Below are 14332 nucleotides of genomic sequence, written 5' to 3'. Positions count from 1 at the left end.
GCGGTGGAAGGTGACTCAGTTTCGTGCTCGGCCATGGCCTGAGCCCATTTCGTGAAGCAGGGAAAAATGCGTGGCCAGCCGGTCGGTGAAGCTGGCATCGGGGGTGTCGACGGTGAACTGGCTGAAGTAGTACGGGCGGTCGGAATAGGCCAAAAAGCGGCTAAAGAAGCGCTGATAAGCCGTAGGGTGGCCGTCGTCCGGCGCGGCTTCATCCCTGGCCGTGAACTGCTGCCTGAGGGCTGTTTCCAGTTGCGAGGTCTTGTAGCGCTTGAGCGGGTGATGAGGGTCGTCGGGGATGTACAGCAACAGGTCGTCGGGATCCTCTGCGGGATCGCCGAAGGTGAAGCCAATGCAGCCGTTCAACGGGCGGTCCATCAGGGTCATTTCACAGAAGCGGATCGGCTTTCCCCCCTGCCGGGGCTGCCGGTCACCGTCGATGATCGCCAGGATCGAAGTGTGGTCGGCCGGCACGATATCGTTTTGCAGCAACGCCCGTTCGGCGGCGGCACGCAGGGCGGTTTTCTGCGCGGCGTCGAATCGCTCGCGCAGGGTGTACAGGGCCGCAGGATCGTCGGGGTACAGCACGCCCTTGAGGTGCTGCTGGTATTGGTCGCCGAGATCCAGCGCCCGGCAGGCCTGGATGAAATCCGGCACGCTCATGGATGTCGCGACGGGCTCCAGCGTGGCGGATTGCGCCGATTGAACGGCAAATCCGGACGCGCGATGAAAGGCATCGGGTTCGAACTCGGCTTCTTCGAAGTTGTGCAGCGCGGCTTGCAGCAATGACATCTTCGACACCTCGAAGGCACCGATTTCAATCGGCAGCACCGCGCCCACCCCGACCGTTTGCAGCAGGTGCAGGAAGGTCTGGTTGACGTCCAGCTCGACCCCGAACCGGGTCTTGAGGCATTGCCGCAGCAGCGGTTCGGCGAAGGTGTGGATGTCCTGCAACCCGGCCAGGGCCTCGCCCAGTTGATTCTGCGCCTTGAAATGGGCGACCAGGCTATCGTCAAGCGCCTTGCGTTGTTGTCTTGGGGCTTGGCGATACCAGGCTGGTAGCGGCGCGTTGGCGTTCCTCAGTGCCTCACGATGTTGCGGCGTGGCCTGGGTCAGCCAATCTGGGATGGACTGTTCGAGCAATGGCGCGTGGATGCTGTGGGTGACGTGGGGATGGGGCATGTGGGCGCTCCTTTGGGTGGGAGCGACAGCACATCATGGGCGGCTGAGTGGCAGGTGGTAGATAGTTATCTCCCCTTCCCCTTTACCCTGTAGGAGCGAGCTTGCTCGCGATGGTCGCTAACGATGACGCGGGGTGTCAGGACGCCAGCGTTGCCTGATCTACCATCGCGAGCAAGCTCGCTCCTACAGGGGGGGGCGGTGTTTACAGGCATTGTCTATGCTCAACACGCCTACTTCGAGACGAGGGGTTTATGGACGATCCAATCGACAACAAACCGCCAACCTTCTGGCAAATGTTGCACAGCGTGATGGCGGCGGCGTTCGGGGTGCAGAGCGGGAAAAACCGGGCCCGGGACTTCACCCATGGCAAGCCCAGTCACTTCGTGATCCTGGGGATCCTCTTCACGGTGGTGTTCGCCCTGTCGCTGTACGGCATCGTGCAACTGGTGCTGTTGCTGGCCGGGGTCTAGCGCATCAGGGTTTGCAGGGTGAACGGGTAGCGATAGCCGGCGGGTCGGCCCTTGGCAGACATCTTGCGGAAGTCCACGCCGTAGTCCGGCGCCTCGCCCATGGCCAGCATGCGCCTGGCGGTGGCCGTGTCGATCAGTTGCAGCAGCGGGATCTGCCGGTCCCGACCGCCGTAACGGCTGATGTCCACGCCACGGTCGATGTCATGCAACTGCACCAGCGCCCAGCCGCCGAGGGTGAAGTGCCCGCCGATCAGCGCAGTCAGGCGCCCCTGCACCTTCGCCTGCAAGGCCTCCTTTGAGGTGTTGACCGCGCTGAACAGCACGTCCTTGCCCGGCACCTGGCCGGCCTCGGTGTAGGCCTGCATCGCGCCAAAGGCCATTTCGTCATTGGCCGACCACACCAGCGAGACATTCGGGTAACGCTGACGCAGCAATTTCGCCTGCTCATAGGCCCGTTTGTGTGTCCAGCCGCCGTAGACCAGTTGCCGCAGGCGAACTTCGGGATGCTCGGCCAGCGCCCGCATCATGCCTTTTTCGCGCAGTTGCGCCGACGGCGTGATCTTCAGGCCGGAAAACGCCAGCATGTCGATCGTCTGGCCGGGCGCTACCGGCCGATGCTGGCGAATCAGCTCCTTGGCCATCAGGTAACCGCCCTCCTCGTCGTTGGGCACCAGGCTGCCCAGCCGATCCGGGCGCTCGCCGAGCAGGCTCATCTGGTTGGCCGTCAGCGAAGCATTGACCATGAACAGCTTCACACCGCTGCCCTGCGCCAGCCGCAGCACCTGCGGGGCGATGTATTGTTCGTTGGCGAAGACCAGATAATCGGGGCGATCGGGACCTTGCAGCGCCTGGCGAGCCTGGGCCACGGTCAGTTCGGGCAGGCGCCGGGAATAGACGATGCGCAGGTCAATCCCCAGGTCGGTGGCCGCCGCCTGCATGAATTGCGAGTAACTGACCCAGAATGCCTCGTCCACTTCGCCCGGATTGAGGAACAACACCGACTCTGCACGCGCAGCAGAACCGTAACCTGCACCGAGTATCAGCAGGAAGGTGTAGAAAAACTTCAGCATTGATCGTCCGAGCCCCCCGAAATTCGCCGCGCATTATAGCCAGCGAGTCCGGTTAAAAGGCGTTAATTACGCGGATTGTCCGACAATCCGCGTAACCGGGCCCGGACGGAGTCAGTTATTGATGGCTGACCCAGAACACCGCAGTGCCCACAACCAGGATGATGAGAAACAGAATGGCCCAGGCATCGACCGTACTGTCAGGCTTTGAAGCTTTGGTAGGGTTGCTCATTGCATCGCCTCTTGTCGGTTTTGTAGGTGATTGCACGAAGACTCGAGCAGAGTAAAGACGACAATTGCCCGCACTACAAATGCGGGTATAGCCAGAACGATTCTCGTTAGTCGTTTTGGTTCTTTACATATACTCAAACATCACTTTTGCGCATAAACGCAAACTGGTATCGTGCCCCGGCTCCGTTGGGAGTGCGCGGCCGTGCGCGCAGAATTGCCGAGGCGGTTCGGAGACTTCAGCCAGCGACAAACGCCACTGGATCCGACCGACCCAGCCTGAGAACAGGACTTATATGTACGTATACGACGAGTACGATCAGCGGATCATCGAGGACCGCGTCAAGCAGTTCCGTGATCAGACCCGACGCTATCTGGCAGGCGAGCTGAGCGAAGAAGAATTCCGCCCCCTGCGCCTGCAGAACGGGCTGTACATCCAGCGCTTTGCGCCCATGCTGCGGGTGGCGGTGCCTTACGGCCAACTGACCTCGCGCCAGGTGCGCATGATCGCCAAGATCGCCCGCGACTATGACAAGGGCTACGCCCACATCAGTACCCGGCAGAACATCCAGTTCAACTGGCCGGCACTGGAAGACATCCCGGACATCCTGGCTGAGCTGGCCACCGTGCAGATGCACGCGATCCAGACCAGCGGAAACTGCCTGCGTAACGTCACCACCGACCAGTTCGCCGGTGTTGCGGCCGACGAGCTGATCGACCCGCGCCCATGGTGCGAGATCGTGCGCCAGTGGACCACGTTCCACCCGGAATTCGCCTACCTGCCGCGCAAGTTCAAGATCGCCATCAACGGCTCGACCTCCGACCGCGCGGCCATCGAAGTGCATGACATCGGCCTGGAGCCGGTGCGCAACGCCGCTGGCGAAGTCGGTTTCCGTGTGCTGGTCGGTGGCGGCCTGGGCCGTACCCCGGTGGTCGGTGCGTTCATCAATGAGTTCCTGCCGTGGCAAGACCTGTTGAGCTACCTCGACGCCATCCTGCGTGTGTACAACCGCTATGGCCGTCGTGACAACAAGTACAAGGCGCGGATCAAGATCCTGGTCAAGGCCCTGACCCCGGAAGTCTTCGCCCAGAAAGTCGACGCGGAAATGGAACACCTGCGCGGTGGCCAGACCACGTTGACCGAAGCCGAAGTGCACCGCGTCGCCAAGCATTTCGTCGACCCGGACTACAAGGCGCTGGACAACCTGACCGCCGAACTGGCCGAGCTCGACCAGCAGCATCCTGGTTTTGCCCGCTGGCGCACCCGCAACACCCTGGCGCACAAGAAGCCGGGTTATGTCGCCGTGACCCTGTCCCTGAAGCCGACCGGCGTCGCGCCGGGCGACATCACCGACAAACAGCTCGACGCCGTCGCCGACCTGGCCGAGCGCTACAGCTATGGTCAACTGCGCAGCTCCCACGAGCAGAACATCATTCTGGCCGACGTGGAACAAAGCCAGCTGTTCACCCTGTGGGGCGAGCTGCGCGAGCAAGGTTTCGCCACGCCGAACATCGGCCTGCTGACCGACATCATCTGCTGCCCTGGCGGTGATTTCTGCTCCCTGGCCAACGCCAAGTCGATCCCGATCGCCGAGTCGATCCAGCGCCGTTTCGACGACCTGGACTACCTGTTCGACATCGGCGAGCTGGACCTGAACATTTCCGGTTGCATGAACGCCTGCGGTCACCACCACGTCGGCCACATCGGCATCCTCGGGGTGGACAAGAAAGGCGAAGAGTTCTACCAGGTGTCCCTGGGTGGCAGCGGCAGCCGCGATGCCAGCCTGGGCAAGATCCTCGGCCCGTCCTTCGCCCAGGACGACATGCCCGATGTGATCTCCAAGCTGATCGACGTCTACGTTGAACAGCGTACCGATGACGAGCGTTTCATCGACACTTATCAGCGCATCGGTATCGACCTCTTCAAGGAGCGCGTCTATGCAGCGAATCATTAAGAACAACGAAGTCGTCGACGAAACCTGGCACCTGCTGCCCAAGGATTTCAACATCGACGAAATCAGCAACTGCGACGACTACATCGTGCCGCTGCAGTTGTGGCGTGAACACGGGCGCATGCTCCAGGCCCGCGATGGCGGCCTGGGCGTGTGGCTGGACGCCGATGAAGAAGCCGAGGAAATCGGTGAAGACGCCAACAAGTTCCAGGTCATTGCCTTGAACTTCCCGGCCTTCACCGACGGCCGCAACTACTCCAACGCCCGCCTGCTGCGTGACCGTTATGGTTTCAAGGGCGAACTGCGGGCGATTGGCGATGTGCTGCGTGACCAGTTGTTCTACCTGCACCGCTGCGGCTTCGACGCCTTCGCCCTGCGCGCCGACAAAGACCCCTACGAAGCCCTCGAAAGCCTCAAGGACTTCTCGGTGACCTACCAGGCCGCCACCGACGAACCGCTGCCGCTGTTTCGTCGGCGGTAAGCGCCGTTACAACCATCGCGATCAGCCCCTTCCCTTGTGGGAGCGAGCCTGCTCGCGATGGTCGTTAACGATGACACAGGCTGCCTGATACCCCGCGGTGTCCTTGAGCCTATCGCGAGCAGGATCGCTCCCACAAAAAGCAGTCCCCCCTGCGGGATGGTGTCGCCGATATGAGAATGCCCTGATTCCGCAAGGTATCAGGGCATTGTCGTTTTTACGGCTCACCGGGCTCGACTGGGAACGGTCGGCCCAGGGCCACCCAATCGCGATACACCCTGGCGCGGTCTTCCAGGGCGGTGAACATCGCGTACGGGTTGTCAAAGATCCCGGTTGGCACAGGCATGCCCTGGGTCAGGCGTCGCCACAACTGCGGTGAGGCGTCGGCCTCGGTCAATAGCGTCCAGACCCGCGCCTGCAACGCCAGGTATTCGATCTGGAAATCGGCCGTCAGGGTCAACGCATTGATTGCGGCCAGGAAGCGGTTGCCGCGCGGTTTGTTCAGCAACCGTTGCCACAGCTGCAACATCGCTTGCTCTTGCGGCGCCGGGACCCCGTGCAGCCAGCCGGTCGCCTCGGAGTACTGCAGGGTCGGTGAACTCAGCCACAGGTTGATGCCGGTCTGCTGGCGATGCACGATCAGCCGGCGCAAGGTGTCCTCATCGGTGATGGGGTTGTTCCACAACAGCACCCGGTCCCTGGCAATGGCCTGATTGAAGATCGCCTGCGGCACCCGGCGAATCTGGTTGTTGCGCAGGTCCAGCAAGGTCATGTACGGCTGCTCGCGAATGCCCACCGGGCAGGTACGGATGGCGGTGTTGTTGAGCCTGAAGACCTGCAACCGGTCCAGGTCCAGGACCACCGGAGGCACCACCAGCGGGTTGTCGCTCAAATCCAGCACTTGCAGATTGACCAGCGAGCTGAACAGCCCGGCATTGTCTTCGGCAAAGGTCAGGTGGGTCATACGCAGATTCAGCACCGTCAGGTGCTGCAACTGGGGGATCACCGACGGCAACACTCCGTGCCGCTGCCCCGCGGCATTCGCGATGCGCAGGTCAGTCTTCTCCAGGGTCAAGGTGCGCAGTTTGGGAAAGGCCTGGAGAAACCCGTTGAGGCTTTCCCGCTCGACCATCTGCAGATTCTGCATGTGCAAGCCCACCACATCGTTGAACCGCACATTCAACGCCGGCAGGCAATGATAGTCCTCGTTGTTCAAATCCATGGTGAAACCGCTGATGGCATCCCCGGCGTAATGACTGCCGGATTCGGGGGTGCGTTTCTGCAGGATGGCGATCAAATCGTCGGCCAGCTCACCGCGACTGTCACGCTCGTAGTCGATGGTGGCCTGCACCTGCTGCGCATTCCTTTGCGCCAGTTCTTCCTCGGTCATGCCGGCGGTACCGGGGTCGCCCATCTGCAGGAAGTGCACGTCCATGTGGTCGATGTCCTCGGACACCTTTTCCAGCCAGACTTCCAGGTCCTCGTACAGTTGCAGGAACTGCTGTTTGACCCTGTCAATGTAGGCTTGCGCCCCACTGCCCAGTTGCAGCAGCAGTGCATCGACCTCTGCACGGGGCATGGTCGGGTAGAGGTCCTTGATCTGCGAGCTCATCATCGCATGGGTCAGCGCCTGCCCCTGTGGCGTATCCGGATACCCACCGCCCCTCAGCCCCTGCGCCTCGAACGGCAGGCCGGAATCCATCCGCCCCAGGCCCAGGGTCAATTGCGCACGGAGTAATGGGTGCCGGCCGACCCTGAGCTGCAACTCGATACCGGGAGCCTCGGCGGGCAACTGCAACGCGGCTCGCTCATCGGCAGTCAGCACGGCGGCGATGGCGTCATACAGAGGGGTGCCGGCCGTGGGCGTCAGGCTGAAGGGCTGGTAACCGCCGGTGATCCTGATCAGGCGGCGGCAATCGAGCGTATCGAGCGGGCCGATACGATCCAGCACACGCCCGCTGGCGTCGTGCACTTCGATGCGCACACCTTTGGGCCATCCTGGCAGGTTTTCCATTGAGTGCAGCGCCAGGGTGTCCGTTTGCGGGCTGCTGAACGAGCGCAGGTACAGACCTTCGTAGGCCCGATTCAAGCGCACGTGCTGCTGGTACTGGCGGGCCTTGCCGTCCAGTTGCCGAAACAGGTGCCTGGCCTCGGCGGCGTCCACTGCCGCTTTGAGGTCAACACCGTAACGGTCGAGCATCTGCGCCACCGCCGCGCTGGGCAGTTCGGGGTATTGACGCATGAACCAGCACACCCACGGCTGTTCGCTGGCTTGCGACGCCTGATAACGCGCATCGAACAATTTGGTGCGGGCGGCAGGGGTATCGGCCAGTTGCGCGACGTCCTGATCGAGGCGAAAGCGCGCGAGGGTGTCTGCCAGCAGCGGCGTCGGTGGGTGCCCGACCTGCATGAGGCGCAGCATGTCGTCATCGACGGCAGTGACCCGACCGATCTGCGCCAGCACCTCATCGGTGAACTGCGCGCCAATGCCACGCAGCAGCTCGACTCGGGTCAGCGGCGTGGCCAGAGGAGTGGCCAGGGGCGGCCTGGCTATGGATGCCGCTTCGCTCTCAGGTTCGATCAACACGCCAGCCTCGACGCCTTCACGCCCCAGCGACGCCACCTCGGCCGCCAGCGGTAGCGCGTTGAGCAAGCCGAATACCGTGCGCACCACGCCCTGGGAGCGCTGGCTCGCGGTCTCGCCCTCCAGCGCCTGGTCAAGGCCCAGCCCCGCGTCGATCAGCCCTGCCAGCGCCAGGATGCCCTCGCCTCCAGGCACGAACAGCGCCAGCGGGCCGAAGCGGTTGACCCACTGCACGATGGGCTCGACCACGACGCCGAGGTTGTCGCGGTTGACCTGTGCATCGCTGCGAATGGTTTTGACGCTGGCCTGCGCCGCCTGCTTCATGCTCAGCACCAGTTGCGCGAACGGGTCGGTGCCCGACGGCGGCCGGTCGAAACCGATGTAGTCGGCGGGGTCCCAGTAACCATCGTTGTTGAACAGGCCGGCCTCCTTGCCCAACCGATGCTGTTGCGGGTACTGCGCCATGCCTTCCAGCGCGGTGAGGACGCCGGCGTGAAAGGTGCCATCAGGGCGATCGTCCTCGGCGAAATGCGCCGCCAGCGCCTGACGGGTCTGCGCGGATTTGCCCTGCCCGACCAACCAGCGGCGCAGGTGACTGGCATCGCCGAACTCATGCAGCGGTGACGAGTTGCCGGGGATGTACATGAGCATCCGGCCACTGCTGCGCGCCCGGTAGCACCAGATATCCGTGGCGCTGTAGCGATAGAGCCTGAGCCGGCTGACTTCGATTTCAGCCGGCGGGCGTGTCGGCGCCTGCAACCGGGCCATGGTCAGTTGCTCCCAGCCCTGCCCCGGTGCCAGTCCCGCCGCCTGCATCGCCAGTCCCAGGCCCTGGTCGGACAGGCTGCGTTCCTGGTGTTGCAGGCAGGCGCCCATGACAAAGGCGGCTTTGGTCGAGGTCCGCAGCGCATAGGCCTGGCTGCCCAGAATCACCTTGTCCGATGGCCAGGTTTCATCCAGGTACTTTTGATAAAGCTCATCGAAAAACAGTCGCCAGACCCAGCGTTTGAAGTCCGCCGGCCGCAGGTTGAGCTGCGTCTGCGGGCCATAGGTGGGCGGCACCGTCTGCCGATAGATGCCTTCATAGGTGCGGTGGTCATCGGTGGGCTCCGGCGTGTCCAGCAGGCGCACGGCCGGGCCGACATCGGGCGGCGTGTACAGGCCGAAGGCGCTTTCGCCGAAGCGTCCGTCGCCCACGGTCTGGTAGTTGGACAACAGCACCTGCACCAGCGACTGCACGCTCGCGACGCGTCCGACGTGGCTGCCGCCCGCCTCGGTACGCAGCCCGTAATCGTAATGCAGGGTGACCAGTTGCGCGGTTTGCCCTTCGAGGACCGCGCCCCACTTTTCCCGGATCACCTGCTGGGCGAGCTGGGCGGGGCTTTTCGGTAGCGGGGCGTCGGCCAAGGCGCGCAATGGCTCACGCCGACCCGGTAAGCGGACAGCGACGGGATCATTCATCGGCCACCTCCTGGCGGTCATTGACCCACACCGTCGACTCCGCCAGTGCCAGGTCCGGATGCCGCCCCAGTGCCTCGTTGGTCAGGCGACGGATCAGCTGCTGATTGAGGTTGCGATCGTTATCCATGATCGCCTTCAGGCGCTGACTGGCGACGGCCCGCGACAGGTCCGTCTGCCGCTCCAGTTGCACCAGCGCTTGGCTCGTACTGTCGGAGATGGCGGTAAAGCGTTCCTGATAAGTAGTGGTCAGGTACTCGTACCAGAATCCGCGGGTATCGACCGAGGCCAGCAGCGCTTCAGGGGTTTCCGCCTTGACGATGGCCTGGTAGGCGCTGTCCAGTTGTGCCGGCGACACCTCGACGCCCAGGGTCACATTGATTTCCCTGGGTTGTGCTGGCAACGCCAGCCGTTCGGCGAGCCCGACGCGATACACCAGGCTGAGCTCCTGCGCCTGGGTCCGGCTGATGGCGCTGGAGCCGGCGCGATTGGCGACGTCCAGCAAGGCCTGGCGTTCCACCTGCTGCAAACGGAACAGGCCGCGCATCAACTGCACCAGTTCGCCTTCCAGTGTGCGGGTGCCGGTGCGCGCGGCGGCCATGGCGCGAAAGCACAGCACGCGCACTTCCAGGTTGCTGAACAGCCGCGCCGGTGCTTCGGCACTGACCCGCCCGAGCTGGGCCATGCGAAACAGCGAGCGTCGCCAACTGTCATCCTCCCCCGCCGCTTCCAGCACCTTCCACACCCGTTGTGCCATCCACCCCGGCAACCGGTTGAAGTCGGCGGTGTTTTGCAGTTGCCCCAGCAGGTAAAAGAAATCCCCGGAGTTGGCGCAGGCCGCCAACGCCACCCACAGCTGCTTTTTCTGACTGACTTCGGCGGCTGGCAGGCCGGTGGTCCAGCGCGCGCCGCCTGGGTCCTGCGCGGGCGCTGGCGAAGTGACGGGGCGATAGTCGACCGTGATCACCCCCAGGTCGATACCGTGGGTCTTCTGATAATTGGCAATTGCCTCAAGGCTGGCCGATGACAAGGGGTTGCCATCGACACTGGTACCGCGACTCAGGGCTGCTCGGGCCTTGAAGGCCTCGTCGGGAATGTCGACGATGGCGTTATCGCGCAGGTCCAGGCTTTGCAGCTCGGGCAAGTCGCTGACACCCGCCGGCCACAGGCTGATGCCGCTGCCGCGCAGGGCCAGGTGGCGCAATTTGCGCAACGAAGTCATCGGCGGCAGACGACCCAAACCGGGGTTGAAACTCAGATTGAGGGTCTGCAGGTTCGTCTTGTGCTCCAGCGCCGTGACCGACTCGCTGGTCAGATAAAGCTGGTTGTCACTCAAGTCCAGGTGGGTCAGGTCCGGCATGTCCGCCACCGCCTGTGGCAGGCGGGTCAGGCGATTGCCGGTGAGGCTCAGGGTGTGCAGGCGGGTGAAGTTGCGCAGGAACACGTTGAGGCCGGCGCTGCTGCCCACCTTGTTCATTTCCAGTGTACCGATGTGACTGAAGTTGCCGACCAGCACCGGCAGGGCGCCGAGTGGCTGGGCGTCGAGCGTCAAACGGTAAAGCGCCTGGGGCGCATGCAGGACCCGCTCGGTTTCTTTGCGCCAGCCGCGCAGGATCGCCTGGGCCGCCCGCGACTTGCTGTGGCGCGGCACCTTCAGCCGGGGGCCGTCACCGTCCTGATAATGGCTGTCGCGATGGACCCAGCGTTCAAGGGTCGAGCGCAGGTTCTGGTATTCGTGGCGCAGGCGCTCCAGCGCTCGCAGCGCTCGCAGCGCTAGGGTATCGTCAGCGCCCAGCGTCAGCACAAAGTGCTCGATCTGCTGCGGGCTGTGCAGCGGATACAGCTCACTGGCACGTTGCACCAGCACGGGCGATGGCGACTTTTTCGGGTCGGGCGCGGTGAGCAGGATCACCGGTTCGCTGGGTGGATCGGCCAGCCCCATGGGCGAACGATAACCTGCGCGCAGTGCCCGGACACCGATCATCGAGGCAATGGCTTCGCGTCGTTGCAGGGCCAGCTCGGTGATTTTTTTCTGCAGGCTGGCGCCGCCATCGTCGGTCGTCACGCCCAGGCTTTTGCGAGCGTATTCGGGCAGGCCTTCGCGCAACGTCCGGAAGAAATGCTGGCGCGTGCGTCCGGCGTGCCGGGCCAGCTCCTTTTCCTCGGCGTCCCGGGCCTCGAAGCGGTCGACATAGGCGTCGATGTAAACCTTGTGCGGGGCATCCTTGGGACCGATTTGCGGCTTGTCATCGGTTGACCTCGCCCAATCGGTGATCTGCACCGCGACGTCGGCCGGCCAACCCGGCAGGTTTTCCAGGGTATCGAGTACCAGCAAGTGCGTGCCCGGATCGCTGGCGGCATCCAGGTACAGGCCCTCATAGGCACGGTTCAAGCGCAGCACCTGCACATACCGCCGCGCCTCTTCGGCCAGGCGCAGCGGCACCCGGCCCGCCTGCAGTTCCTGCCATTCACCGAGATCGGCATGTTCCACCAGTTCATCGACGACACTGCCGGGCAGTTCGCTGAACGCGCTGCGGATGGCCTGTGCCTGATCATGCCGTGGCGCATCGTTGCGCCGTACCAGGCGGGCGAACAGCATCAGGCGCTTGCGCTCCGTGTATTCGGCAGCCTGATTGATCAACAGCGTGGTTTGCGCGGCGTGCTTGGCGGTGGACGAGCCCAGCAGCGCCGTACGCTCCTCTTTTTTCAGGCCGTCGACAAGCTTTGCGTGGAACTGGCCGTTGCGCAGCAGCTCCTCGCTGATCGTGACAGTGCGGCTGGGCGTGGAGGATCCATAATGCGCAATCGGCTTGCCCAGCGCATTGGTAATGCTCACGGCCACCCCGCGCGGCCATTTGCCCAGGTTGGTCAGCAAGTAAAGCTGCAAGTCGGCATCGGCCGATGAGGCGAGTGCCGGCGTGCGCATCTGCTGGATGAAATGGCTGACGGCGGCATCGGCACGAAAGCGGCGCACGGTATCGAGCAACGCAGCCATCGGCTTGCGCCGCTCGACATACAATTGGCGCAACGGAATTTCATCCAGGCCGGTGACTGCCAGAATCTGCAAGGCCTGGGTGTCGGACACTTGCTGCTGGCGATAGCCAAAGCGTCGGAACAGGGTCAGCAGGTCCCAGTCCTGGGGCAGCTCCGAGGCGTGTCGCCAGGCACCTGCGCCATTGGTTTCCAGCACGGGCGAGTAGCGCCCCGCTGCCTTGATTTCCCACAGGCCCGAATCCGGCAACGGATCCACCGCATACCCCTCGCCATCCAGCGGCACGTAGCGCCGCCCATGCCTGAGCACCAGCCCCTGGTCACTGACCGAGGTGTCGCGGCGCAGGCGCAACGGTTGGCGGTAAGCGCCCAGATCCGGCTTCCATAACCTTGTGGCACCATTGGCAACGGACACCGCGCGCAAGCCTCGGACGAAATCCGAAGCCCTGACGGCCTTGTAAGTGCGGTGCAGCGCCGTTGCACCGGCGCCGGTGGCCGCGAGCAGCAGCAGATTCTCCAGGGTATCGAACAGGTAGTCGGTGGCCTGCTCCTGCTCGCCCCGGCTCCAGCTGCCAATACCGTCGTAGACCTGCTGCAACAGTTGCACGCCGGCCACGGCAAACATGACCTCGCCCACCACGGGCACGAACGAAGCCACGAACAGCGCGATGTTGAGGCCGATCAACTGGTAAGTTTCCAGCCTGGCCAAGCGGCTCTTCTCATCCTCGTCACCGGTGGGCACCACCAGCAACCGCGCATCGGCGATGACCTGCGCCGCATGCTGCGCGTAAAGGGCCTTGAACAGATCGGTCTTCACCTCGTCCTCCAGGTCAAAGCCTTCAAGCAAGGTGAACCGGCTGGTGGCGGGCAACGGCGTGCCACGGGAAAGGCTCGACTGCGTTTCGACGCCCTGGAGAAACGCCTGGCGATCCTTCAGCGCGACAAAGCGCAGGAAGAACTGGCAGTACTCGGGGGTCCGCAGGCGCCGGCACAACTCCACCTCGAAGTCGGTGAAGGACGCATACTCCTTGAGCGGGTGCAGCGGATCGCCAGGCAGATAAACGACGCAACGGTAATCATCGTCGGCATGCTCCCCGACCGGGCCGATGAACATCACGCCATTGAGCTTGATCCCGAACATCTGCAAACGCTGCAAGCCCAGGGTGTTCTTGCCCAATGTGATCGGCGAGGCGCTATCGGTGAGCAACTTGAGCATGGCGTGGACATCGGCGCCGACCTGCTTTTTCATCACGGCGATGTGCCGGGCCACTTCGAACTGGTCCCTGGCGCTGGCCATGAACTTTTCCTGCAATGAGCCCGGTTGCGTGCCATCGCCGAACAGCGTTTTGACGTGACGCTGGTACTGTTTGCCCAGGTCCAGCGTGCGACACAGTTGCGCGAACTCATGGGGCTCGATGGCAACGACTTCGGTCGGCCGGCCGGTGATGGCCTCGGGCAGGAGGATCAATGAACTTTCGTGGTAGTTGTCGGCGCGGGTTTCGTGCTCCTCGAAGTTCTCGCAGGCGGCGGTCAACAGGTCCCGCTCAATGGGTAACACCAGTTTTTTGCGCAGACCCAGAAAGCTGGACGTGGAGCGGATATGCTGAAAAACCACGCCCTCGACGTCGAAGGTCTCGCCCAGCTTGGCCGACATCGCCAGGTTCAGTAGCGGCGCGCAGAACGCTTCGGGGGATTTCAACGCCTTGAGATCGTCCAGCGCCGCCTGGCGTGTCCGATAGCTGTTTTTCAGGCTTTCATACAGTTGGTGGCGTAGCTGCGCGGAGGACTCCAGCAGCCAGGCAGGCGTCTGCCTTTTCAGCAGATCAAAAAAAACGCCTTGTTGTGCAGGCGTTGGTTGGGCAGTGCTCGTGTTCACATCCATGTTGAACGACCTTGAGGCTGATAAGAGCCCTCAGCTTAAGGTC

Annotated in this window: 7 protein-coding genes; 3 read left to right on the top strand and 4 right to left on the bottom strand. The window is 63.2% G+C overall.

Features of this window, described 5'->3' with window-relative positions; genetic code table 11:
- Positions 1-15: 15 nt before the first annotated feature.
- Positions 16-1179, bottom strand: coding sequence for a DUF6543 domain-containing protein (locus ABVN20_RS24005; RefSeq protein ID WP_368558239.1), 1164 nt, complete (start codon positions 1177-1179; stop codon positions 16-18).
- A 251-nt stretch (positions 1180-1430) separates the two neighbouring features.
- Between ABVN20_RS24005 and ABVN20_RS24000 the strand changes: the two genes are divergently transcribed.
- Complete coding sequence (locus ABVN20_RS24000) at positions 1431-1649, top strand: DUF2970 domain-containing protein (RefSeq protein ID WP_368558238.1); 219 nt, start codon at positions 1431-1433, stop codon at positions 1647-1649.
- On the opposite strand, the gene ABVN20_RS23995 is transcribed toward ABVN20_RS24000, so the two are convergent.
- Positions 1646-2719: an ABC transporter substrate-binding protein gene (locus tag ABVN20_RS23995; RefSeq protein ID WP_368558236.1), complete on the bottom strand. Its 1074-nt coding sequence runs from the start codon at positions 2717-2719 to the stop codon at positions 1646-1648. The two genes, ABVN20_RS24000 and ABVN20_RS23995, sit on opposite strands and share 4 nt — an antisense overlap.
- 521 nt (positions 2720-3240) lie before the next feature.
- On the opposite strand from ABVN20_RS23995, the gene ABVN20_RS23990 reads away from it, so the two are divergent.
- Both ABVN20_RS23990 and ABVN20_RS23985 read left to right on the top strand, forming a co-directional pair.
- Complete coding sequence (locus ABVN20_RS23990) at positions 3241-4899, top strand: nitrite/sulfite reductase (RefSeq protein WP_368558235.1); 1659 nt, start codon at positions 3241-3243, stop codon at positions 4897-4899.
- Positions 4883-5377 carry a DUF934 domain-containing protein gene (locus ABVN20_RS23985; RefSeq protein WP_368558233.1) on the top strand — a complete coding sequence of 165 codons (495 nt, stop codon included), beginning with the start codon at positions 4883-4885 and terminating at the stop codon, positions 5375-5377. Before ABVN20_RS23990 ends, ABVN20_RS23985 begins: the two co-directional genes overlap by 17 nt.
- 214 nt (positions 5378-5591) lie before the next feature.
- On the opposite strand, the gene ABVN20_RS23980 is transcribed toward ABVN20_RS23985, so the two are convergent.
- On the bottom strand, positions 5592-9419 hold the full coding sequence (locus ABVN20_RS23980; RefSeq protein WP_368558232.1) for a DUF6543 domain-containing protein: 3828 nt from the start codon (positions 9417-9419) through the stop codon (positions 5592-5594).
- Entirely contained in the window at positions 9412-14289 is a 4878-nt protein-coding gene (locus ABVN20_RS23975; RefSeq protein ID WP_368558231.1) for a DUF6543 domain-containing protein, read from the bottom strand. Before ABVN20_RS23975 ends, ABVN20_RS23980 begins: the two co-directional genes overlap by 8 nt.
- Between the last annotated feature and the right edge of the window lie 43 nt (positions 14290-14332).

It is taken from the genome of Pseudomonas sp. MYb118 (assembly GCF_040947875.1).
GTDB lineage: Bacteria > Pseudomonadota > Gammaproteobacteria > Pseudomonadales > Pseudomonadaceae > Aquipseudomonas.
The sequence above is the reverse complement of the archived record's forward strand: the minus strand, read 5'-3'. Positions and strand labels throughout refer to the sequence as shown.